Genomic DNA, 23,695 nt, shown 5'->3' on the forward strand with positions numbered 1-23,695 from the left:
TTTTATTCCTTCACGTATAAACGCTTGTTCTTCGCCACAAGAGACATCTTCAGGTGCTTGGCCGAGCGCAGCGCATTTTTAATCTGTGTACGACTTAGAGACGGGTTTGCCGCTAGCAGGGCATCAATACAGATATCGCTCGTGCTCCAGTCATCCCCCTCTTTTGAAACACTTCCCGTTAACCATTCGCCTTCCCCGGCCAGAACCATTTCCCGCAAACGCTTCAACGCATCGTTGGCTGATAAGCTCTGAGGAGGAGCGGGTACCGAGATTTCATCCTCGGCCTGTTCCCAATACGCTGAAGCACCAGGACCAGAATCGTGTATATCGTTAGGCTTACCAGGATGCTCATTCACAAGGCTGGAAGACGGTGAACCAGCTGTCTCAGGCGTTGAGGCGCGCACGGAGATACTGGTGCTTCGAGGTGTGTCCAAGGTTGGTGAGCCACGCACCTTTCTACGGACCAAAGACGTAGAAGGTTTTTCTTCCCCTCCCTCGCCATCCAATGCCAAGGCCATTTCACGTATGCGTTCCGACTCCCTTTCCTTGAGGCGTGCGCCAACCCACTCAGACGTCATATCGCTGAGAGGAGCCTGGTTAGCGGATTGATCCAGGCCCTCCCCAGCGATAGCCCCACCCTTGGCAAGGTCAACGAGAAGACGACTGGCGCTCAATCCGAGTTCTTTGCTAGCTGGCTCCGTTTGCAAATTGAGGTGGCCAAATTCATCCCGGTAGAGAATGCGTCCGAGCGTATCGTTGCCCTTTAAGATCGGCTCCAGGATGACCTGAATATACTTATTGGCGCGTTCAAGGTCCGTTTCCACGCCACTTCGTTCGGGTAGCGCCAGATCGGGAGTAACGTGATTACTTTTACCGGACGGCTCTCCTTCCAACGAAGCGGTTGTCACCGGCTCTACCCCGGCGACCGAAGAACGAATCCCCTCTTCAATCGGCGGCTCTGTCTCAGTAGCAACAGGGTCTTTGGGCGGCAACGACTGGCTTCCGTCCGAGAGAGTGCCCGCAGACGGGGGATCATTCAGGAGAACCTCATCGTCCTGTCCAAAATCCGGCATGCCAACCGGGTCCGAGCAGACACTTGAATGTGTTGCTGGGGCCGGTTTGTTCGGGAGTGATTGAGTCGGTGAGTCAATCTTCAATGAACCATCAACGCCTATAGGCTGAGCAGGCTCAACGGATGGGTTGTCTGGAGCAGCGGCACTCTTTGGGGTTCCCGTACCCTTGGAGGGCATCGACTTTCGCACAGAGCTCGACCGTACGGCTTTCTTACCGTTCTGACCGTTCTTACTGTTTGAGCCAACATTTAGGAGAAAGTCCAGGTCATGTCCCACATCGGCATGACCGCTCGTCGGGGCATCCATTGCGGCGGATTCAATCTTGGGAGACGCCAATAAGGGCTCTGCCAGCTCCAGCGTCATGACTGCTTCGGAAGACGATGCCTGAGTATCTTCTGAATGTTCGGCCTTATTGAGTGACGATCCAGTTGCCGTATGCTTACTACTTGATGGGGTTATCTTACGATCTGATTGCGATTCGTCGTTACGCTTCTTATTAGTGGCAGTGTGGAAGTCTTCAGGCGGGTTTGTACTTACCGGATACTCGGTGTCAGCCTCTGGCAGGCCGAATGAGAACGGCACCTCACTTGGCTTATCCTCTGGCATCGGTAAATCTTCATAAACGATCGCGTCGTCGTCGCTGCCTTCTTTTCTCATCGATTCGCCAGAATTACCCTCCGGAATGCTAAAGGGCAAATCCATACCGATATCACCGCCCAATGAGCTGGAAAGCTCTTGTAAGCGTGCGAGGGGGCTGTCTTCTGGTTCTGGACTATCAATGGTCGGTTTTTCCGTAACAGCGGGTACGGAGCCGGACATCATAGGCTGGGGCTTAGCTTTACCTGTTGCCTTCCTAGCGTCTTGTTGAAGAGTTTCCGGCATAAAGTCGGGTACAGCCCAGGCGTCAGGAGAGACTGATACCGCATCGACTGGCGTGCTTACGGGTGTGTGTGTGGGCTCCTGGGTAGAGGGGGTGCCTGTCACATCCTTTTCCGGCACAGTGCTGGCGCTGTTTTTACCCGGACAGAGTAAATCGCCAAAGATATCATCTTGTAACGGCGCGTCCGACGTGGATGTATTTGCTTTCTTCTCCGGTTTTTTACCGCTACCTGCAGCTGCTTTTTTCCCTTTCTTGGGGGGAGTCAGCGAGGAGAGAATATCCTCAATCGCGTTAATGCTATCAGGTGTACCAATACTGGGGGCCGACTCTGGCCCCACTCCATTATCAGTAATATCCGTATTACCGCTATTATCTTTATTATCTGGAGTCGAAATTTTGTCTTGAGGTTTTGGTCCACTCGCTACTGGAAGGGGGTTAACCGCAGCCCCCCCGTTCAAGACCTTGAGCATATTCTCCGGTAAAGTCGCGCTATCCACGTTCTTAACCTGATTCAGCCTCTCTCTCATGGAGGCAGGGGTCACCGTGTTATCTGCCGTATTCTGCGTATTCTCGTCTGGCGTTGATCCGCCACTTTCTTCCGTAGCCGCGGTGCCCTCTTCATTTTGCTCTGCTGGCGTTTCATCACGAACAACCTGCTGTCCGGACGCATCCAGCCCCGGCACGGTAGCTGACATTGGCTGGGGCGGGTTCTGTGCAGCGCCGAAGACCAAGGATGAGTCTTCCATTCGCAACATTAGGATCGTTGGCTCTACCGTTAGGCCCTCCTCGGCCTCCACCTCCACGGTGACTTCCCAATAGCGATAGTAGTTCTCCTCCGACTCACTCTCACGCCCTGGAATAGGCCGAGGTACCGCGAATCCTCTATCAATCAAATAGTCGGCCAGGGTATCCGGATCGTGGGGGACGGCAGGAATAGAATTGTCCTTGAGCCTTTGGACGAGCGATGGCACCGCTTGGCGCCAAGCAATGAAGGTTCCCTGTTCAAGATGCCAGACCTGGGCATCCATTTGGTTACTTTTCCAGCGTCCGCTATGCACGAGACCCCGGATAGCATCAATGATGTAGGGCTCGATCGAGACCCCAAGAGAGTTGCTATCGATGTTAAGCCGGCTTTCCTTGAGATCCCGTTTAACACTTTCGCTGTCAGCGAGCATGATGAGCTTGGCCATAGGGTGAAGCGCGCTGGTACCGGATATTGCTTCTATCAGCGTCTTCATGAGCTCTGGGCCAGGCAGGCGAAGATAACGCTTGGCATCCGCCGTCAGCACCATGTTTAGCGCCAGCGTTGCGAGCCGCTCGTGTCGCTGGTGACGAGCCTTGTTCCAGCGCAGGAAGTAGCGAGTTACTCCCGTCTCGTCAAGCCATTGCTCCAAAGTTTCTGCGTAGGGGTTCCATTCGTGGTGACCTTGTTTGTCAGTAACGACCACATCCGAAAGTGGCTTTCCCAGATCGTGCATTAATGCACCCAGGAAAACACCATAGCGCCAACGTGGCTCTTTCTGGTTTTTTTCGTTGGGCGAGCCTTCTGGTACGAAAATGATGTCTTCCGATGCCTGCGTTGCGTAGAACGCCACTTCTAACCCATGTCGAAATAAGCCGCCAGCGCCGCGGTGATGATGCCCTTCCGATGCCGGTAGCAAGTGAACGAAAGACGCATAATTACGTAAAACCGGATACAACAGCTGGTCGGCGTCCTCGCCGGAAAAGCCTAGCGACAGCTTTATCCGGGCAATGAGTTTGCGCTGGGTGGCCATAAGTTTATCGATCGGCGTTACAGGCAACCCCTTTGCAAACGGGGGGTACCGTGGAATTTCGGGATCTTCTAAATCCTCTAGGTGCTCATACACGCCAGGCTGTTCGAATGCTGACGACGCTGTACTACCTGCCCTAAAAGGCCACCATTTCTTAAGCGTGTTCAACATCAACCCTGCTTCCCTTAGTAATTGCGCGTAGTTTGCCACGGCAAATTAAAAAGCATTGGGCCCCGAAGAGTCCCTTAAGGGCACTCTCAGCGCCCCAGAGTAAATTCGTTCAAGAGGTAGACTTCAGCCGTCACGCTGTCCGCACTGTCACAAACAAGCAAAGGAGATGAGGGTGTTGAAGACCAATACACCCTCTGGGGAAATATGAACGTCTATCTAAACTCTGAGGAAAAGGTGGTTCTGGAATTTGATTCGCAGCGTGAGATCGATGCGCTGTGGTTGTTAGTCAGTCACATAGGGGGGGGCACCGATACCCTTCGGTCCGTCTTCTCCAATGCCAACGCACCTTCTAAAGGGCTTTACGAACAGCTTAAGCCTTACGTTACCCGGTTGTGCGTAGAAAAGGGCATTCGTCACCCGCTGGCCACCCCGCGCTCAACGTCTGAGTTACTTGATCACCACCACGAGGTGATTACTGGCAATATTATCTTCCAGCGACAGGTCGATGATCCCTCACCGGCTCATGATACAAGCGTCTCACGCTTTATCCGAAGTGGAGGTGGTCACTGATGAAAGCATGGCCGCTTTTCGCCTGCTCCCTTGTGATTACCCTTTCAGCATGCGCTACACAGGGGAATCATGAGCTTCTTCCCGAACCACCCGCCTATCCAAGCGATGAGTGGCTCGAGCTCAATGTGCCGCTTTATGTTGAAGCCGCAGAACGCTATCCCAAGGCCTACGGCGAATCTGCCGATCAGCTGAGCGCGCTTTGGGAGCGTCGCCAGCAAGCAATGGCCAAAATAGCGCAGGTCGAGCGCGAACTGACACTCACCTACGGCAACCGTGGACGTGCCGGCGCGGCTATCCGCCAGCCAGCCTACATTCACGTACTGGGAGAGCCTCTGAATGATATGTATGAAATCGACATAGCCCTCTTTTCCGCCCCAGCTGGAAATTACCCCACCACTACAGATGACGAGTTTGAGTATTCATGGATCACCGAAGGGGCTTCCATGTATGAGCTACAGCGGTGGGAACGCTTCTGTGATGGTGGGCAAGGTATGGACGAGCCCGACTGGCAGTTTGTAACCAAGGCTGGAGGGGAAAACAACATCCCAGAGGTATTGCTCGTAGGGTGTGAGCCACCTTCGCACGGTTTAGACGATTACTTCCAAGCGTGGTCACTCTTTTGCGAGCTGGAACCGACTACGGCTGAGCAGAGGAAGATTGTGCGTAACAGCGTTCGACCTCGTTCTGTCGCCAACCCATGTCGTGCACTCAACTAAGGCCGGGTATTTGTATGTCCGAAACACCATCTAAAACCCCGAAGTCAGGTACTAAAACCACGAAGTCATCCACTCGCCAAAGTACCCGGAAGTACATGGTGAGCGGTGTTGCGTTCGCTTTCATTTGTGCGGGTTTGTATCTAAATTTCAAGGACCATTTCCAGCTGAATGACCCGGCAACCGAAACTACCGCTGAAGGCCATGCAGGGCAACCAATAGAGGACGATCCATCAGAAGAACCAGGCGATGCATCGTTGATGGTGGCCACTGGGCCTGAGGATCTCGTGAAAGATGCTCAATTTGCCACCAATACCCCGGTAGCGGTAGAGGAGAATCAACCGCCTCTTGCGAATACCTCCCTTGATGATTACAACCCCTCACAGTTATGGATGAATGAAACGGCTTCCACCGCATCAGAAAGCCCCCAAGACGACAGCGGAAGCAACCAGGAGCACGGCGAGCAAGGGGCCTATCCTCTCCCTCCTTCCACGCAGCCGGACAATCCACCCGGCTCTGAAACAGCGCTGGGTAATGACCCATGGCCGAGCACCGGCTCAGCTAACCGCACAGAAGCGCTGGGTTCAGTGCTCGATGAGGATTTCTCCGATCAAGTTAAGCAGCTCGCCAAAACGCGCCAACGTCTTGAGCAGCAAGTTCGTCGTGGTCAAATCCCCCCCTCAGAACGGGATCAAATACTGAGTTCGAAAGATTTCAATGCTGTCATTCAATCCATCGGACGTCGTGTGGGTGAGGCCTGGCACTACGAAGGCGATGACTACGCAGAGCAAGGGGCTATACTTCGCATTGAGCTACTTGATAACGGCGATATCAAGCAGTCTCGCATTGATCGCTCCTCTGGAAATGAACTTTTCAACCAAAGCGTACTTCAAGCGGCCAGTGCAAGCGCTCCCTTCTTGGAAGTCATGGACCTCTCAACCAGTGCACAAGTTCTACTCAACCCCTTCTCCTTAACGTTTGGGAATATGGAGGCTATAGAGAACTACGAGGCTACATGGGAGCCGGCACAACCCATCGACGCTCCAGATACAGATACAGATATTCAGACCAGTAATACGGCTGCAGCGGGCACCCTGTCAGGTATCAAGAGACAGATGCGCCAGCACTGGCCTGAGGATTTAGGAACGGGTCTGGAGCATGACATCACTTTACAGATCACGCTGGCGGTACCTATGGGTAACGTGGCAGATATAGTGTTCCTACGTCCCAGCAATGACGTAGATTTGAACGATCGTATCTATCGGCACATACGCGACATGCCCCCTTTCTCCGGTATTAGTGAGCTCCCATTACGAGATCAAGACGAAGTGCGCCAATTCAACCTGTACATTACGCCAGACGGCAGGTTGAGGTAACCGTAATGTCGAGCATACGCACATTGTTAATTGGGTCCTTCGTCATTGGCGGTTTCTGGCTTGCCTACTTGCTGTTCAGTATGACCTTCCTACGCGAAGCCGTAACGCCACAACCCATAAAAGAAACGGCTAAACATCAGATACCAGCTGAATATGGATGCATAACCGTGGACTGCTGGGGCTACCTGGAAGAAGTACTTCTCTGCGCCAGCGGAGAACACAATAACCGCTACCTCAATGATGACAAAACCGCGCATTGCCGTCTCGAAACGTATGTGTGCATGGCTCAAGACTGTACCGCAGAAAGGGACATACGCGCTCGCCAAGAGTACCAGGAGATCATTCAAAGCATCGGTCAGCGTGTTTGGCATAGCTGGTCAAATAGGTCACCGGATGACCTGAGCGCGCAAATCATGGTTCACATTAAAGATAACGGTAGCGTCGCTCATGCCGATGTACTGGAATCTTCTGGAAGTTCTGAATTCGACTCCCAAGCAACTGAAGCGATTTATGAGGCACAGCCATTCAATGAAATTCGTGCGGCAGAGCCAGAAATCAGGGCGCTTCTATCAAGAGTTGTGCTTAGTTTTGGCGGTGTGAACGTGCAATCTATGGGGGCACGGTAGTGGCGAGCGAATCCAGTAATGTACCGGTAACGACCTTTATTGCTCTGGGACTCATTGCTGGGTTGTTTATCGTTTTTCAGTCAACGCGTGATCCCGATCAGCCTGATCAAGACACAACACCAGATAACGACGTTCGCCCCCATGTCGAGCTGAGAGAAACTGACCTCCCGGTCCCACGCCGGCTGCAGAGTAAAAGCGCTGAGCAATCGGTCGGACGCTCGCCTCAGGGCGAACCTGAGCGCACCACGCACAAGGATGACGGCGTTTGGCGATCCCCTCGCGAAGGGGTGTACTGCTTGACCGAGGACTGTACCAGTCAGCGAATCAGTGCTGGCGCTACGCTGCCATGCCAAGACGACGATTGCCATCAGGCTCGTGATGGCCACATTTGTATCGAAGATGACTGTCGCACCTTTGAGGAGATCCAGGGCAGCCCCGATTTTGCGCCGGCCTCTCGACGGCTTTCGCAACGTGTCCAAGACCACATCACCTATGAGGGGGCTTTGCCGACCGAGACCATCACTATTGAGCTGATGATGAATGGCGCCGGGCGCGTGGGTCGCTTCCGTACGGTGAAGAGCTCTGGAAGTGAATCCTACGATGAAGCTGTACGCCAGGCCGTTTACGTCGCCTCACCGTTTTTGGAGCTTGCTGGCACCCTCCCGCATACCCAACGCCTTTTGCAGCTCGTGCATTTGCGCATAGATCCCACTACCAACTCGAACAGGGGATATTGAATGGAGCTTTATATTTGCGAAAAACCTAACCAGGCCAATGACCTTGCGGCGGTTATGGGCGTATCGGGGCGCGGAAACGGGTATATCGGAGAAGGTGAACGCATCGTGACGTGGGCGTTTGGGCACCTGCTTGAGCTCTATATGCCCCATGAATATGACGAGAAGTATAAAAGCTGGAATATGGACCTCTTACCCATTGCGCCGGATACATGGCGATTGAAGGTAAAAAAGTCAGCTTCCAAGCAGTTCAACATTATCAAAGGCCTTATTAAAAAAGCAAAAACAGTAGTAATATCAACAGATTGGGATCGCGAAGGTGAGGCTATCGCTCGCAATATACTGGAGCATGCAGGTTATCGCGGCGATATCAAACGCCTGAGGCTGTCTTCGCTTGACCCGGTCAGCATAAAAAAGGCGTTAGCCGATGTGCGGCCGGGGCCGGAGTCCATTCCCTACTTCCATGCGTCACTGGCCAGACAGCGAGCCGACTGGTTGATAGGCATGAACATGTCGAGGCTTTACTCCAAACTGGCGGAGAAAGCCGGGTACCGCCAAACTCTTCACGTAGGCCGTGTACTGACCCCCACCGTGAACCTGGTGTGCCTTCGAGATCAGGCAATCGCCAATTTCAAAGCCTCGCCCTATTACGTGCTCACCGCCAGTGCGGTCGTTCAACAAGGCTCCTTCGAAGCTAAATGGGTACCGCCTGAGGAGGTTTGTGACGAGCAAGGCCGGTGTTTGAATAAAGCCTATGCTGACCAAGTCGCCCGACAGATCAGAGGTAAGTATGGGGTAATTGAACACGCCGAAACGAAGCGGGGTAAGGAGTCTCCCCCTTTGCCGTTCTCAATCACCAGCTTACAGCAATATGCCAACCGTCAATGGGGATACTCCGCCCAGCAGGTTCTTGATAGTGCTCAGGCCCTTTATGAAACACATAAGGCGACAACCTATCCGCGCGCGGACACCGGCTATCTTCCAGTTTCTCAACAGAGTGAGGTTTCCCAGGTACTGCAGTGCCTGGTGCTGTCCGATCAGTCGATCAGTGGGCTTGTGGCTGGCGCAGACCCCGAACGAAAGTGTCGGGCTTTCAACGACAAGAAAGTAAAAGCTCACCACGCGATCATTCCTACTCTGGTGCAGACGGACATCAGCAAAATGTCCGAGATCGAGTTCAATCTTTACGATGCGATACGCCGGCGCTATATCGCAAATTTTTATGCCCCTTACGAGTTCGATAAAACGAACGTCACCCTTTTGGTCGAAGGCCACACCTTCAACACATCAGGGGCGGTGCCGGTCCGGCAGGGGTGGAAAATAATCATGGATAGCCACCAGACAACCACCGACGAACAACCGGATACTGAAGACGAGGAGAAAGAAAACAAGCAGCTTCCCCCGATCCATCAAGGCGAGCCCGCTGGAATTTCTAGCGCTACCCTAGCTGACAAGCAGACCCGACCGCCCTCTCACTTCACCGAAGACCTTTTATTGGGCGCCATGGAACATATTGCCCAGTACGTCGATGAGCCCAAATTCAAGGAGATTCTAAAGGACTCTGAGGGAATAGGCACTGGCGCTACTCGTGCCGGCATCATTGAGGGCGCAGTAGAGCGCGGTTACTTGAAGCGTAAAGTCCTTCGCAAGAGGAAGGTGCTTGTGGCCACTGACAAGGCCTTTGCACTGGTGGCCATACTACCCCCGGCGCTAAAATCTGCTGGTCTCACCGCCATGTGGGAGCAACAGCTTGAGGCTATCGTCGATGGCCGACTTGAGCTTGAGACGTTCATGGGACACATGGAGAATTGGGTCATTAAAATAGTGAACCAAGTACGCGAGAACAGCGAGCAAATAGCCAACTCCAGTCCGGCCTTGGCCGAAGCTTTGGAAAAGGCAAAAGAACCGGTTCATGGCTGCTTTACGTGTGGTAGCCCTCTCAAGCGTATTAAAGGGAAGCATGGCTTTTTTTGGCCCTGCACCAGCACCACCTGCAATGCATCATTCTCCGATAAGAGCGGAAAGCCCGTCCCTAGCCAAGCGCACATCGATGCCAGTGCCCCCACGTGCCCAGAATGTGGTAAGCCTATGCGCGAAAAAATGGGGCTCAAACCAGGAGCGAAACGTAAAACCAAATTTTTTGCATGCTCAGATCGCGCTAACTGTAGTGTCACCCTCTCACCCGCCGAAGCCAAAAAACGAATGTAGGTTAAACTTGTGATCAAGAAAATTTTAAGAATGTTCAGTACAAAACCGAGCCCGGACCGCCCTACCGGAGCGCCGCGACCAATCACTACGGCGGATAACTCCGATACTGAGCAGCGAGAGTGGGAAAGAGGGATGTTTCATTGGTGGCTAAACGAGACGTTCAAAGAACAGCGCCGCTCTCGGCGTTGGAAAGTCTTCTTTCGTTTTGGGTTTCTGTCACTGTTGGCTCTCTCACTGGGACACACTATCTACATCTTCAACTTTGCTGGAGGGCCCGAGGAGAAAACCGCTCCCCACTTGGCAGTAGTGGACGTCAAAGGTGTTATCGATGCGAACGAAGAAGCCTCAGCCTCACGCATAAACGCGGGGCTACGTGCTGCATATGAAGGTATAAACGTCGAGGCGGTAGTGCTTCGAATCAACTCGCCGGGCGGAAGCCCAGTCCAGTCTCAGGCTGTATACGAGGAAATACGGCACCTGTCTCAGGAACATCCCGATATTCCAGTTTATAGCTGGGTTGAGGATATCGGCGCCAGCGGTGCTTACTACATTGCAGCAGCTACCAACGAAATTTACGCCGCGCCGGCTAGTCTAGTGGGGTCGATCGGTGTAATCAGCTCAGGCTTCGGCTTCAGTGAAGCCATGGATCGGGTGGGAGTCGAGCGAAGAACGTTCACCTCGGGAGAAAACAAGGCTTTCCTGGACCCATTTAGCAAAGTCAGTGATCAGCAGCGAGCGTTTTGGGAATCAGTGCTCGGTAGTACACACGAACAGTTCATCGAAGCTGTCCGCAACGGACGGGGTGATCGGCTGATTGAAAACGATATGACTTTCTCGGGTCTCGTATGGACAGGGGAGCAGGCAGTAGAACTAGGCTTGATTGATGGCGTTATGACGCTCGAACAGCTATCACGCGAGCTCGTTGGCGACGTTGAAATGGAAAACTACACCCCGCGGCTCTCTGCGCTTGAAAGACTAACCGGCAAGCTAGGGCCGCGTGTAGCTAGCACGCTGGGAATCGATCTCAGTACTGGTATTCGCTACCAACTGCCAGGCTTCTGATACCCTCCCACCTAACGAAAGCCCCCAAAAAGGTAATTGGGGGGTTTCGTATAGGCTATTCGCATCAAGCCGCCTCAAACATTCAGTCACGAAGTAAATTCCCACATTCTTCGCTCATTGGTCCTACTTGATCATCACGCTTATACTGAACCAGTGTGCCGTGCTCCGTGCCCGGTGGGCGATGATTGAACTCCAGCGCCAGCCTCACTTGATCTGATGTCAAACAGTGCCAAAAACGCCACAGGGACCACGTTGGTATGGCTTTTAATTGGTCAATGTCCTCAGCCCGACGCAAGTGGATTCGTAGCATGACATCAGAGGTGATAATCCCCGACTCTTCGATAGCGTTGAAGATTAACGACGCCTCATAGGGGCTCACCACACCATCTTTAGAGTACTGAATTAACGCGTGCGCTAGGGGTTCGTTGTTGCTTACCATCGCCTCCACCACACACCGGGCAATTGCCTCTTGGTTGACCAAGTTCTGGACTAGTGAGCGCAGATATGACTTGACGCTAGCTGGCGCTACTTCTTGGTCGCGATCGTAAATCGGGATGTTTAACCACAGTAAGGCCTGCAGCCCTACCCATAGCTTACTGCCGTTACGTGAATTTCTAATGTGGAACGCAAACCTGAGCTTTTCTTTACTCAAAGCACATACCGCGATACGGCTTTCCATATTTTGACAGAGGCCATCATGTCTCCATTCATGCAATGCGTGACGGAATTCATCGCTTACCGAATTTGAAACCAGCTCCTCTCTCGCTTCTTTACATGACTTCACACGCAATACCTCATCAAAATTCCCTACTTTTTTATAGCTTGAGAGACTGGTGGCTTCTACAGTGTGGCCCCTTTTTGAGTTGTCTCTTTCTGCCTTCCCCAAGGTTATAACCTCGGGGTAAGCGTGCTCATCGGCTCTATTTTACCTCCTGCTAAGGGAATATTGTGAAGGAGATAGCTACTACTTATGTAAAATCTCCCAACAATTTTGTACTAGGTGGGCCGGCTATTTTGAAGCGGGGCACATTTCGCAATGTTACCCTTGAAAAACACCTGATCCAGGACGCCCCAGCGCTCAATTTTGTAATAGCCTTTGCTCGTTTTGGACGTTGAAACGACCGTTTTAACGTAACAAATATCCATGCCAAACTCGACCCTTAAACTCTTCATCAGTCGTGCCAATGTCGGCTTGGGTATGCCAGTCGTGGCCGATAGCTGAGACAGGTCCAGCTTTTGATACGCGATCGCGGTGATCACGGTATATCGACGTCGCATAAGCGGGCTCAGCTTCTTCCACTCAAAATCGCCCATGCGGCTACCTCTCAACTACCGGCTGCATGCACGAAAATGTAATGGCTGAAATCGAAACTCGTTGAGGTTTCTCCTCATTGTCAAGTTTCACCCATACAATATCGGGGTCATCATCCAGATGCGTTGTTAGTAACGACCCTTCTCGTCCTTCAACGCTCAATCGCAAGTCAAGTTGACCATGACGATAAACCTGGTAACCCTCATGATTTACGGGACCTTCATCTGGGAGGGCTCTTTCATCAGGTGAGGTCTTAGGCGCTTCTGTCTCTAGTGCACCATTTGAACCTTCCTGTTGCGGCATGTGCTCCAGAAGGTCTTTTTGCTCTTCGTCCCTTTTTTCGGGTTTCGGCGTTGAGGGCTTTTTCTCGGATGACTTACCAGTACTTTCCTCCACGGCGGTGTTCGTGTCCGCTGTAGCCTCCTCATAGCCAGGGCTTTGGTGGGTATCCAGCATCGTGCCGACGCCAACCCCTTTACCAGGACGATCACTCCCTTGGTGCTCTTCCCTTTCGCTTTTGGGGTTATCTCCAGCCATACCCTTGGTAGCAGGTAGGGATTGTGGTTCTATATCGCTCACGCCAGGCTGATAGCTCAAAATGCTCTGACCCTTGGGAACGGCCACTTTCGCCCACTTATACCAACGGGCAAGCTGGGAACGCGACATCCCCTCTTGCTCGCGTATTTGCGCCAGCAGACCAGACTCGCTAGAGGGGTCTAACTCCACCAGCTGAGTGATTATTTTTAACGAAACTGACTCTGTCACCAAGCCATCATAGCTAAGCGAGCGCGCATCTTCAGAAAGTTTGTTCAGCGCCAAGTGTTTATGGACGTAGTCTTTGTTCTTACCCAGCTGTTTGGCTATTGGCCGGATCGTCCAACCCTCGTCTATAAAACGCTTTAGAGCCTCGGCAATTTCCAGAGGCTCCAATTCATCACGCTGAATATTCTCAACCAGCTGGCTCGCGTGAAGATCCATTGCAGAGCCATGCTTGTTATTGACTACCGCCGCAACCTTGGTACCCAGTAATTTGCAGGCTTCCAGTCGTCGCTGGCCCTTCTCAAGGGTGTACTGATTACGTCCCGTTAGGCGCACGATGATAGGTTGCTGCTGCGAATTCGCGCTAATACTATCGGCCAGTTCCTGTATGTTCTTTAATTTCTTTCTGACCTGAGGAAGGACCTCAATGGTATTGGGGTCAAGCGCCAGCACTGCCTGACCATTTAACAGCGAGTCATCACTTTGCAGTGACTGGGAGATGGCCGAAAGGCTCTTTCGCTGCCTTGAATTCTGGTTTTTTCTCTTCTGATCAATCGTTGTCATATAGCCTCTCCACCAATTCAGTTACAAATGCCTTCACTTCCTTATCCGCTACGTGGGCATAGCCTAGATCGGCCAAGGTACCGCCAATATCCTGGACAGTATCAATGGGCAGTCTTCGATATATCATGCTTGTGAATACCAGGTTACCTAACTCACGGCGTATTTCTTGGGCGTTCATATCCAAGCGATCGGACCGTTCCATCAGATTGATGAAACACCCAAGGAACTTCAGATTTGGATTGTCACGCGAGCGTACTTCAGCGATGGTTTTCAGAATTCCGTTCAAACCACCCAAACCATGGCCATTAATCTTGATAGGACATAGCACGTAATCGGCCATCATCAGCGCAGCCGTTGTCGTAACCGAGTAGTTCGGGGGGCAGTCGATCAGGACGATATCGTACTTGGCGCAAAGATCCTTAAGGTTATCCGCGAAGATCCAGCGATCTTCAAGAGACACGATCAGCTGCCTAAAAATATCGCAATTTGGGGGGGTAGGTATCAAGTCGATGCCGGAATGGCAATGCAATGGTTCGATGTCCGCAATCGAGCAATGCGGGCTATAAAGGCGCGCGGTAATCGTGTCACTAATTTCTACTTCAGTGCCATCGGCATTAAGTGTTAATGCACTCGAAGCATTTCCCTGAGGATCATTATCGATCACACAGGTCTTAAATCCTCTCTTTGAAAGTTCGGCCGCGGTCATAACGGTCGAACTGGTTTTACCGACTCCCCCTTTATGAGCCGCAACAGCAATGATTTTTGTCACGTAGGACTCCATTTTGTTTGGAGTCGACTGCCATTCACCGACCCCCATGGTCAATTTTTATGTACCCTATCATGCAAAGTCGCGTTATCACATAGCGATTTATTAACATCATTATATGAGGTTAGCAGATACTTGAAAAGGACATGAATAACGAAGAGGGAATGTTCGTTATCATGTGCAGAATGTAGCCGATCCTGCACATGGTGGGGGGCGTTGATGAATTGATGGGGTACTGCGGTGCTTGGCTAAATAGATAACAGTGTGGCTGTATCGTTGCTTGCCGATTTCAGGGCATACAAAGTCGGCCAGGCAGCAAGGGCTGTGCCATGACGCGCTTAAGCTGCTCGATCTTGATAAAGAACGTCATTCTCACGCCAAATCAGTGCCCTGCTGGCCAGATGAGGGACCACCAACCCCACCCCCATGCTCTCGTGGGTCTGACGATAGAGCAGAGTGACTTGGCGATCAGATAGTTGGTACGTCTCAGTTTCTCCGCCAGGCTTCCTAAACTCCAATATCAAACATGTACCGTTAGCACCGTCGGCAACTAGAACATCACACGTCACATTCATTTTGGTCATTCGCGAGACGGTGTGTTTCTTCACCTCCTGAGTAAAGGGTTGGTGAGAAAAGGTGAATCCTGCAATCATGCTGTACATTCAAACCCCTAATTGATTTCATCGTAGGCGTGCCCCTCAGATCGGGGCCACGGCATTTCCTTTTGGCTCGGCAATTGGTAATTGTTTGCCGACTTCCAGTAACTGGCAAGCGTTAGAGGTCACCAAACGTCATTTCAGTTGCAAAACAGCCCACCAGAGCAACATATCCCCTATCAACAGTCTGCCCCGCTACGTCCAGCTTCAGGTTGAAAGAATTTTCGTGATCACGATGGATTAACCGGTCCAGACAAACGTAGGTGATTCGTCCTTCATCATCACGCTTAACATCCAGCGCCTTCGCTATTATTCGTTGCGAGGTTCCCTGCATCCGCAGGGTGACATCGTTGGTATCTGAAAGATTAAACTGCCGGATGGTCCGATTCGTTACAGGTGTAGTCACTTTTTGCTCTCCTATGCCGCTACAGCTGACGGTAGATTATTTCGTAGTGCTTCAAGGCGTGCTTTCAGGTCGGGCACAGTATTAATGAAGCGCTGCAAAATGGCATCGAAATGGACAAACTCCGTATCGTCGTCAACACCCTCCCCGTAATCTAGCCCGGATTCGCTCGCTAGCTCTTTCCACTCGACCAACTGGCCCATATAGTCGTCCAGGCTCCCCGCCAAGTGCAGAAAGTAGCCGTGCACTTCAGCTTTCTGTAGGGCCCTGAGTAATCGGTAGATCGCCTGGAACTCTTCACGCGACTTAAAGCTACGGTTATAGAAAATGAAGGTATTCAGCTCAGGTAAGTTTAGTCCGTCCTGCGTCACCCCCAAAGACGCCAACATTACCTGAGTATGCCCATCACGGATTTGATCGTTAAGTCGCTTGGTCCGTTTCTTGATCGGCTCCCTGCCGGTAAATACCAGTGAACTGATACCCCGGTCGGTAAGCATCTTGTGCAAACGATCCAGAACAGAAGGGTTTCGCGCAAATACAACGGGGCGCCGTCCGGCTTCTACTTCTCGGATCACAAGCTCAATGCACCGGACCTGTTTACTAGTGGTGTTCGTGTAAGGATCGACAACTCCGCTCAGCGTATGGGGGGCGTTAGTCGCCTTGAAACAGGCTTCCAGCCGCTGAAGTATGATGGTTAGGTTTAGGCTTTTCCCTTGTTCGTACTGGTCCGCGTAGTAATTTCTGTACCAATCGGCGAAGTCTTCAACGGTCCTCACGTAGGTAGACAAGTGATCAATATCCCACTCGATATTCTCGGGCGGGTGAATCACCGGTACCGGAAACGTTACGTTTTTGGCCACGGCCGGTTCTTGCTGTACCCGGCGCTTGACTAACGGGCTCAACCACTGGCGGAACAGAGGTAGACTGGCAGAGGGTATCTTGGGAATCTCACGCTTGGCCCCTACTCCGGTATCGTTAAATTCGTTCGTCGCCCACTTGATGGTTACAAATCGGTCAAAGAAGGCCTGGCGCCCCGTTGGTTGCTCTTTCGCACTATTGAACAACTCCGGATACACGTACCCGCCCCCGCTATGGGCACTATAGGGCTGATAGCTGCGCTCAGCACCAACACACCATGCCACTACGGGGAGTAAATCGCGGGGATAGTTAGCCATAGGCGTTCCGTCAAAGACAAAGCGCCTGTCTCCACCGAGCATATTAATGGCCTGTGACTGCTGGGTATGGCTGTTCGATAACAAGCCCCCTTCATCGCAAAAGATATTCTTAAAGCGTTTTTTCATGCGCTTGGCCATCGTTACCTTTGGCCATCGGGCATCGAGTGGGCGCCGGATAGCCTCGTAACTGACGATGTTAATTTTAGTCAGGGCGTCGAGCGAAGCGGTGCTGGTGATGCACTGATGATACTCACAGCCTAGCGCCAACGAGGTTAATTCGCGCTGCAGCTCATCAACAAGACGGGCTTTAACAACGATTAGCGAGGGCCCCGGTAACAGAAGTGAAAGGGCCAGAATGAGCCGGGTTTTGCCCAGCGCCATTTGCCAGCCACACACTCCCCCTTTGGGGCGGAAGGCGAGCTCCAGGAGATCTTCCATCTGGAAGTCCCAGGAGAGCCATTTGTTGAGCCCTAGCTCAATTGCCTGGTTCTCCAACTGAGCAATTCGCTGAGGATAGCTATCCCGTATTGGAGGGTAAACGTCCTGCCAGTAGCCCGCCTGCGCTGCTGACTCCTCAATATCGAAACGTCCAAAAAAGTCGTCGTGTGGCATCGTGAACACACCACGCGACGTTGTAATCTCGAACCCATTCTCCACGCGCAGGGCTTTGACCTCCTCGCCCATTGCCACGACAGATCGCGGTTGCGAACGATCAATCATACCCATGTTTCGGGCAGTCGCAGAAAAGCTTGGCGTTCCTTTTCGGTAGACGGTGCGGCCGTACGGAACCGTCATTTGTTGATGCTCTTTTATTAGCGACCTGAGGCCATCGTGTAGTTGGCGGGTAACCTCGGGGAGCCCTCCTGCAGCTGCTATCGTTTGGACTACCTCTTTCAAGGCAGCGAAGGGGTCAGCTTGAAGTACGATGGCATCAAGTGATAGCTGATATTGACCAGCGAAATTCGTCTTGCTTGGGTATCGGTGCAGGGTGTTTGAACGCAGCCGCTGACGCCATAGTGCGTTTTTAACCTTCACCTCTGTTGCCGCATCGAAGAAACGAAGCGCTATGTTACGGCCGGCTCGGGTCAGTATAACGCGGCGATCCTGAGTAACTGGAAGCGTTACAGCCGGCTTGCTATGGCTGATATGCAACGCCCGGAGTGGCCGAGTGCCTAGCTCGCGCTCAGAGCGACACATAAGGCCAAGATCGGGTAAGGGGGTTAGCGTATCACTCTGTTTAATGGTTTTCTCGTAGACGGTTCGACATACCGTCTGGCGATTGCCGAAGACAAGAAGATCAGTACTGACTGACACGACATTCTCTTGTGCGAATGTGTTTGCTGGTAGCTTTAATACCGCCACGAGCCGTTGCTTGAGCCTCTGGCCCAATATTCCAGCCTGCAGGCGTTTAGTAGTGGAATTGGGCAACACTGCGGCCACCAAGTCGGCCTTCTCCAGTGCCTGGGCCAGGGCATACTCATGGGACAAGGCCGAGGTATCGGGACCATGCTTACCGTAGCAAGTGATACCCTCGTAAGGGGTCAGGTGAGGACTTGATAAGGTAATCGAAAATGGGGGATTTATAAGGGCTGCTGAATACTCGCCTAAAATAGCCTCTTCCATCCCCATAGCTTGCAAGTCACATTCAAAGCCAGCGTCATCTAGCTTCTCAGTGATATTTGTAATCAGCTCTTTATCAATATCGAAACCGTGTAATGTATGCCGTGTTGGGTCAGCAAAACGAAACATACTTGCCGCACCAACGGAGTTATCCAGTAGCCGGTAGTGGTCGTTGTGATCAAATGCTCTACTAACCAAACTCCAGGCTAACTTCACCACCCAAGAAGGTGTAAAAAATTGGGAAAGCGTTTCCCCGCGTTTTTGATGTAAATCAGCCATCCGGACTACTTTAGTCGCTTTACTCCCCCGAGAGTTTAAGCTATCCAGTGCAGACCAGTCAAAAGAGCTCATATCGCTTCCTAAATATTACTTTAAAGGTTTGATTGTTATTATACGTACCAAATAAAAAGACCCTAATTAATTAAGGGTCTATGAATAAAGTCGCCCGTTCGCTCTTTTACAAATTAAGCTGCGTTTTTCTTATCATAACAACGCATAATATCATCAACTTGCTTCTCGGTACCGTAAAGCATGGTTGCTGCCTGAATAGCTTCTAATACATCATGGCTAACAATTATCTTTATTTTATCTGTAAAGACTGTTAGATCAATGGCTTTACCTTTACCAAATCGAGTTCGTACCGGCACCCTTTCAAAAACGCCTACTTCTCTAAGTGCCTCTGCTAATTGTGGCAGGGCGTCACCAGTTTCGACCGCGGCTTCATTCGCGATTGGTGATAAGGCCTCCATGAATTTGATCACGTCGTCACTGGTCTCCCGAGCCCTAATGGAGCAGCTGGGGTAGTAAGCTTCCGTCATCAGCCCCTTATTGGTGACCTTGGGTTCGCCATATCCGCCCAACCTTAAGAACTTATGGGCGCACGCTACAGCCTGCTTCATACCTGCATCTTTAATATTGATACACTGGCTATCGAAATCGGCCTTGATATCCTCCCAAGGCATACCGTGGATAAATTGTTCCAAGCGTTGCGTTATTTTTTGAGGGGAACTTGTTTGCTCCCCAAACCGCAAAATTTCAAAGTAGTGATCGTGATTCAAATAACTATCAGTCTGTTCACTTTTGTAGCGGCTATATTCAAATGTGTAGAACTCTTCTTTGGTCGTCACTTCAACCGGGTATTCGTTGGCATATTGGGCAGTTAATTTCTTCTCGACCTGATTAAACCGATTACGAAGTAGAGATTCAAGGCTTCTTGGCAGACAGTCCAAGGAGCTGTAGGAAATACGGCTGCCGAGATAACTTAAGGTGTCAACTGCTGCCTTGTACTCAGCACGCGCTAACGTTAGACGTGCTACATCGTCAAGAAGCGAAACCTTAAAGGACTGAATATCAAACATTCTTAACTCTCCTAATCGTTTGTGTCGATTATAAATGAAGAGTTTAAACATCAAAATTTAATACCTAGAAAGGTTGCTCTATCTAGGGCGCATAGAATTTGTAATGTCAGTACAAACTGAGTTTCCATCTAGTTTACATTCTTACTCTAAAAAATTTATGGAATGTTCGAAAATGTGCTATAACTGTCTATGTGATATTAAAGCGATGATGTGATAACCAAGGAATCAGGACATTATGAAATTACCCAAGCTACTATCTCATTATTCGGTAGATAACTACCCATTCTGCTCATTGCCTCAATTTATTATGTCCCTTTCCGGGGCAATTATTACCGTATTGGCCGCCGTAACATTATCGTTCTCTTTGCTCGTGCCCGCTATATTCCTATTAGGTTTTACCTACCTATCAGCTTTACCCCAAATGAAGAACCAGCTAACTAAATGAACCTATCGTACTATCTGTTTTCTCGACACCTACCAGCACCATTCCCACAGCCTGCAGCGGCTGATCTCTAACGAGCCAAACTTCTTGCCAAAGGCCTAAGCGCCTTCAATTTAATATAGCTAATAGCTATTGGTGGCTAACCAGCTCTGTTTTCTACAAGCCGGCAGCCCCACAAGCTTTATATTAGTGACCTAGCGGGTCAAAATTCACTATCTGGCCAATTATTGCTTCCTTGTCAAGATAAGTAGCGGGGAGCTCAGAGGTAGCCCGGACATTCCATTGATTGACTGTTGCGCACCACTGGACCTGGGCAATACTCACGGATTCGGAGCTTTCTACTACCAGGACAATATCACCATCATTGAAGGTTCCCACTTTGAGGGCCGAATAATCCCCTAGGCCTTCATAAAGATCTTTTTCCTGGTCTGACACCTCAATAGCGAAATCGTACTGATCCGTAGATCCACTGCCAGCAAACTCGATGACGGGAATTGGTAGCGTGTCTCTCTGTGAGTTAATCCACCAGTTAGCCACCTGTTTACGGCCCAATAGCGGGACGGTGTGAGGCATCTTGATATCAGTTGTTGCCTGATCATAGTCGTTTAGCATGTTAAATCTCCCGGCTTACTTTTTATGTGTAATATCGATAATACGGATATTATCGGTTGATCTTATAGTAGCTATGACATCGGCGTTAGGTCCGCGATCGTGCAGTCAAGCTTCGCGGTCCGGTCCAAACTGATGAGTACTGTGCTGCTGGATTGGAGCAAGTGTTCTTCTGGTGTATGCCTAACGATACAAGGCCTACCTTCATGAGTAGCCTTACTCCCTATGCCAAATTCAACCTGAGACTCGCATAGGCGATGCAGCTTCGCAGCTGAAAAGCAGTTGTACATGGCCTGGCAGTTGAAAGCGGCTGAAAGGGAACCAGGTGTTGTGCCCGTGGCTACGCTATGCCAGCGTTCGCCCTTGATTTTGCTTGGGCCGTAGAAAAAACCTCTATCCATAATGAACGGGTAAGTTGTGAACTCGTAAGGCAACCACCATGGCGACTCCATCCCGGTATGGCTCAAGGGTTTACACAAATAACGCGGTAGCGCTTCTTGTCGCTTGTGTGGTGTCGCTTTGAGTAGTTGTAGCCAAGACTCGGCTTCACCTTCGTCTGTAAACCGGGCGATGGGCCGTTTGTACCGATCTACTAAATGAATCCCTTTACCATCCAGGGTCTTTGTCTCGCTAGGCATTATATTTAACCGAGTATCCGAGACAATTGGCAGCGTCGATGCAATGACCTTCAAACTCCAGAGCTGTATAACCTCTTTGAGTGAGTCGCCATACCACTCAACGCCCGATTGTGTCCCACGATAGGCCCACAAATTTGGGGGCCTATCGTCATGCTGCAGATCCAAAACTACGTTACCCGCTTCAGTGACCAATACTGGATCTATCTCCACGGTTTCTTGATAACCGATTAGGCTTAGGTGCGCCATCAATAACCCTTAATTCAAACCGATATTTTTAAGCATAATACTGTTTGTATTATCGCATTGCTTAATTAGGTTCCCCATGCACTGAGAAGCCCTTAAGAGTACTCAATACGATTCCTGAACATTTAGAGTTCTACCAGTATCAATTACCTATAATAAATTTATAAGATTTCCGTAATTCTACCCGTTATTTATATTCAAAAGAACACATATTCTTATTGTTAATATAACTTTACACAGTCATGTTAAGACATTCCTTTTAGTTGCTATTGAGGTTTGTCCTTATGTGGCAATTTCCCTTATTTAAGTTCCAATTAAATATTATTACTTAATGAACTTGCATTCTTTGAATTGGGTATTAGCATGGCTCCCCCTGCAGATGGCTATGTCGAGGTTTTCAAGCACATAAGAACCTCAGCCAACCCTGAAGATAATCGCGAAAAAGTTCCTGAACATGCCCTTAAGGGCGCCTCCAGCCCCCTAGCTAGGTAAGGGCTGGCGCTTAGAATGGCGTATTTTCAGCTTCACAACCCCTAACCGCGGTGTTCAGTACATGTCTCAAATGTTTGACGCACAGATAGCAGCCAAGGCCCTTGAAATGGACGCGCTGATGCGCGAGAACGGCATTGCTTCCGATCTGGCCCTGGAGCTGGTACGAAAAAGCCTTGGGGATGTCGCAGCAGAGTTGGTGCAAAGTCAGCGTAAGGGAAACTCCCAGCCTCAAGTTACTGAACCTGCATCGCCTGAGGTAAACAAAGAAAACTTACCCTTAGACCCTACTTTGCCAGCCTCGTTGGTTGCGTTTGCTAAGGATATTCGTTCGGGGTTACCTGATGTCGACGATATTGCATTTATGCATACCGTGCTGTGTCAGTTAGGTTTGCCCCGGAGCAAGACTGACGCCTTTAGGCATTCAAGGGTGTGCGATAGCGTTGCGATCCAGGTCGATGCAGGTTCTCTCTGGGACGGTGAGAAGTTTGTAGATCAGCCCCTTCCTTACGGTGCCTTTCCACGGCTCATTCTCGCTCAGCTCAACAGCGAAGCTTTGCGCCAAAAATCACCCTGTGTGAATGTTGGCCCTAGCGCCTCTGCATTTCTCAGAACACTGGGCATCACCCCTACGGGTGGAGTAAATGGCTCTTACACCATGTTCAAGAAGCAGGTCCAAAGCCTGGCTGCATGTCGTCTTACCCTTGGTTATAGTGTTAAAGATAGGGCTTATACGTTGAAGGGCGATATCATCGAAGGGTTCGAAGCATGGACCACCAAGACCACAGGTAGTAGAGAAATGTGGCCTGAAACTGTCATATTCAGTGATCGTTATTATGAAAACCTTTCAGAGCATGCCGTTCCCGTAGATATGAGGGCATTGCATGCCCTGAAAGGGTCCGCTTTATCCCTGGACCTGTATATGATGTTAACTGAGCGTCTGCATCGCCTTAAGGGCTCACATTCCATTTTACGTTGGCATCAACTCCACGCTCAGTTTGGTACTGAATATACCGGGGAGGCTGGTATACGCAATTTTAAGCGGGCATTCCTCAAAGCACTAAGTCGGGTACTGGCTGTCTATCCCAAAGCTGATGTGACTGTAGTGAAAACCGGAGTTAAATTGAAACGCTCTCCCCCACCTGTACCGTACAAGGTGAAATCTTGATCTCACGTGCTATTGATCGAATTACTGAGAAAGGGCTGGACTATCTGGCTCTTGAGTAAAAACCGAAGGATAAAAAGAAAAAGAACAAAAAGAAGGTTGCTCGTAGTCAATTGATTATTAATGGATTAATGGCCTTAAATGTGAGTGATAACAACCACCTAATGCTACCTATAACCACCACTTTATCCTTTATTCTCCTCTGGGCCTTCTTGTAATGCGACCTTGAACCACCACCTTTTTTAGGTAATGTGAGCGGCAACCACCACTAGAAATCGCTGATGTGACCGCGAACCACCACTTAAGACTGT

17 protein-coding genes are annotated in these 23,695 nt (G+C 50.6%); 8 read left to right on the forward strand and 9 right to left on the reverse strand.

Annotated features, from left to right (window positions below):
* Nucleotides 1-2: 2 nt before the first annotated feature.
* Nucleotides 3-3,896 (reverse strand): MobH family relaxase, encoded by a 3,894-nt coding sequence (gene mobH, locus ACT3T7_RS08490; protein WP_444630694.1) that lies wholly within the window; start codon nt 3,894-3,896, stop codon nt 3-5.
* A 204-nt stretch (nt 3,897-4,100) separates the two neighbouring features.
* Here mobH and ACT3T7_RS08495 point away from each other — a divergent pair, with 204 nt between their 5' ends.
* From ACT3T7_RS08495 to ACT3T7_RS08525, 7 genes are all read left to right on the forward strand, one after another.
* Nucleotides 4,101-4,466, forward strand: a complete 366-nt coding sequence (locus ACT3T7_RS08495) for a hypothetical protein (protein ID WP_444630695.1) — start codon at nt 4,101-4,103, stop codon at nt 4,464-4,466.
* A complete protein-coding gene (locus ACT3T7_RS08500; protein WP_444630696.1) occupies nt 4,466-5,182 on the forward strand; it encodes a hypothetical protein in 717 nt (238 codons plus the stop codon). The genes ACT3T7_RS08495 and ACT3T7_RS08500 overlap by 1 nt, the downstream gene beginning before the upstream one ends.
* A gap of 95 nt (nt 5,183-5,277) precedes the next feature.
* Nucleotides 5,278-6,555: a TonB C-terminal domain-containing protein gene (locus tag ACT3T7_RS08505; RefSeq protein ID WP_444630697.1), complete on the forward strand. Its 1,278-nt coding sequence runs from the start codon at nt 5,278-5,280 to the stop codon at nt 6,553-6,555.
* A gap of 5 nt (nt 6,556-6,560) precedes the next feature.
* The gene (locus tag ACT3T7_RS08510) at nt 6,561-7,181 is read left to right on the forward strand and encodes a TonB family protein (RefSeq protein WP_444630698.1); all 621 of its coding nucleotides are present in this window, start codon (nt 6,561-6,563) and stop codon (nt 7,179-7,181) included.
* On the forward strand, nt 7,181-7,918 hold the full coding sequence (locus ACT3T7_RS08515) for a TonB C-terminal domain-containing protein (protein WP_444630699.1): 738 nt from the start codon (nt 7,181-7,183) through the stop codon (nt 7,916-7,918). Before ACT3T7_RS08510 ends, ACT3T7_RS08515 begins: the two co-directional genes overlap by 1 nt.
* The gene (locus ACT3T7_RS08520) at nt 7,919-10,123 is read left to right on the forward strand and encodes a DNA topoisomerase 3 (RefSeq protein WP_444630700.1); all 2,205 of its coding nucleotides are present in this window, start codon (nt 7,919-7,921) and stop codon (nt 10,121-10,123) included. It begins immediately after the preceding gene.
* A 30-nt stretch (nt 10,124-10,153) separates the two neighbouring features.
* Entirely contained in the window at nt 10,154-11,185 is a 1,032-nt protein-coding gene (locus tag ACT3T7_RS08525; protein WP_444630701.1) for a S49 family peptidase, read from the forward strand.
* Nucleotides 11,186-11,267: 82 nt separating this feature from the next.
* On the opposite strand, the gene ACT3T7_RS08530 is transcribed toward ACT3T7_RS08525, so the two are convergent.
* The 8 genes from ACT3T7_RS08530 to ACT3T7_RS08565 form a co-directional block, all read right to left on the reverse strand.
* Nucleotides 11,268-12,071 (reverse strand): hypothetical protein, encoded by an 804-nt coding sequence (locus tag ACT3T7_RS08530; protein ID WP_444630703.1) that lies wholly within the window; start codon nt 12,069-12,071, stop codon nt 11,268-11,270.
* A 110-nt stretch (nt 12,072-12,181) separates the two neighbouring features.
* Entirely contained in the window at nt 12,182-12,463 is a 282-nt protein-coding gene (locus tag ACT3T7_RS08535) for a helix-turn-helix domain-containing protein (protein ID WP_444630704.1), read from the reverse strand.
* A 40-nt stretch (nt 12,464-12,503) separates the two neighbouring features.
* Entirely contained in the window at nt 12,504-13,820 is a 1,317-nt protein-coding gene (locus ACT3T7_RS08540) for a ParB/RepB/Spo0J family partition protein (protein ID WP_444630705.1), read from the reverse strand.
* Nucleotides 13,807-14,589: a ParA family protein gene (locus ACT3T7_RS08545; protein WP_444630706.1), complete on the reverse strand. Its 783-nt coding sequence runs from the start codon at nt 14,587-14,589 to the stop codon at nt 13,807-13,809. Before ACT3T7_RS08545 ends, ACT3T7_RS08540 begins: the two co-directional genes overlap by 14 nt.
* 771 nt (nt 14,590-15,360) lie before the next feature.
* Nucleotides 15,361-15,648, reverse strand: coding sequence for a hypothetical protein (locus ACT3T7_RS08550; RefSeq protein ID WP_444630707.1), 288 nt, complete (start codon nt 15,646-15,648; stop codon nt 15,361-15,363).
* Nucleotides 15,649-15,659: 11 nt separating this feature from the next.
* A complete protein-coding gene (locus ACT3T7_RS08555) occupies nt 15,660-18,791 on the reverse strand; it encodes a helicase-related protein (RefSeq protein ID WP_444630708.1) in 3,132 nt (1,043 codons plus the stop codon).
* Between the two features lie 113 nt (nt 18,792-18,904).
* The gene (locus ACT3T7_RS08560) at nt 18,905-19,798 is read right to left on the reverse strand and encodes a hypothetical protein (RefSeq protein WP_444630709.1); all 894 of its coding nucleotides are present in this window, start codon (nt 19,796-19,798) and stop codon (nt 18,905-18,907) included.
* Nucleotides 19,799-20,426: 628 nt separating this feature from the next.
* Entirely contained in the window at nt 20,427-20,852 is a 426-nt protein-coding gene (locus ACT3T7_RS08565; protein WP_444630710.1) for a hypothetical protein, read from the reverse strand.
* A gap of 1,431 nt (nt 20,853-22,283) precedes the next feature.
* Here ACT3T7_RS08565 and ACT3T7_RS08570 point away from each other — a divergent pair.
* Nucleotides 22,284-23,387: a replication protein RepA gene (locus ACT3T7_RS08570; RefSeq protein ID WP_444630712.1), complete on the forward strand. Its 1,104-nt coding sequence runs from the start codon at nt 22,284-22,286 to the stop codon at nt 23,385-23,387.
* The last annotated feature ends 308 nt before the right edge of the window (nt 23,388-23,695 follow it).

The organism is Halomonas sp. 111 (genome assembly GCF_052379685.1).
Classification (GTDB): domain Bacteria; phylum Pseudomonadota; class Gammaproteobacteria; order Pseudomonadales; family Halomonadaceae; genus Vreelandella; species Vreelandella citrativorans.

Excerpts from the sequence above, each read along its gene's own strand:
- ACT3T7_RS08520 (WP_444630700.1), top strand. The coding sequence starts at position 7,919 with ATGGAGCTTTATATTTGCGAAAAACCTAACCAGGCCAATGACCTTGCG.
- ACT3T7_RS08510 (WP_444630698.1), top strand. The coding sequence starts at position 6,561 with ATGTCGAGCATACGCACATTGTTAATTGGGTCCTTCGTCATTGGCGGT.
- ACT3T7_RS08555 (WP_444630708.1), bottom strand. The coding sequence starts at position 18,791 with ATGAGCTCTTTTGACTGGTCTGCACTGGATAGCTTAAACTCTCGGGGG.
- ACT3T7_RS08525 (WP_444630701.1), top strand. The coding sequence starts at position 10,154 with ATGTTCAGTACAAAACCGAGCCCGGACCGCCCTACCGGAGCGCCGCGA.
- ACT3T7_RS08560 (WP_444630709.1), bottom strand. The coding sequence starts at position 19,798 with ATGTTTGATATTCAGTCCTTTAAGGTTTCGCTTCTTGACGATGTAGCA.
- mobH (WP_444630694.1), bottom strand. The coding sequence starts at position 3,896 with ATGTTGAACACGCTTAAGAAATGGTGGCCTTTTAGGGCAGGTAGTACA.
- ACT3T7_RS08495 (WP_444630695.1), top strand. The coding sequence starts at position 4,101 with ATGAACGTCTATCTAAACTCTGAGGAAAAGGTGGTTCTGGAATTTGAT.
- ACT3T7_RS08505 (WP_444630697.1), top strand. The coding sequence starts at position 5,278 with ATGGTGAGCGGTGTTGCGTTCGCTTTCATTTGTGCGGGTTTGTATCTA.
- ACT3T7_RS08540 (WP_444630705.1), bottom strand. The coding sequence starts at position 13,820 with ATGACAACGATTGATCAGAAGAGAAAAAACCAGAATTCAAGGCAGCGA.
- ACT3T7_RS08500 (WP_444630696.1), top strand. The coding sequence starts at position 4,466 with ATGAAAGCATGGCCGCTTTTCGCCTGCTCCCTTGTGATTACCCTTTCA.
- ACT3T7_RS08570 (WP_444630712.1), top strand. The coding sequence starts at position 22,284 with ATGTCTCAAATGTTTGACGCACAGATAGCAGCCAAGGCCCTTGAAATG.
- ACT3T7_RS08565 (WP_444630710.1), bottom strand. The coding sequence starts at position 20,852 with ATGCTAAACGACTATGATCAGGCAACAACTGATATCAAGATGCCTCAC.
- ACT3T7_RS08535 (WP_444630704.1), bottom strand. The coding sequence starts at position 12,463 with ATGCGACGTCGATATACCGTGATCACCGCGATCGCGTATCAAAAGCTG.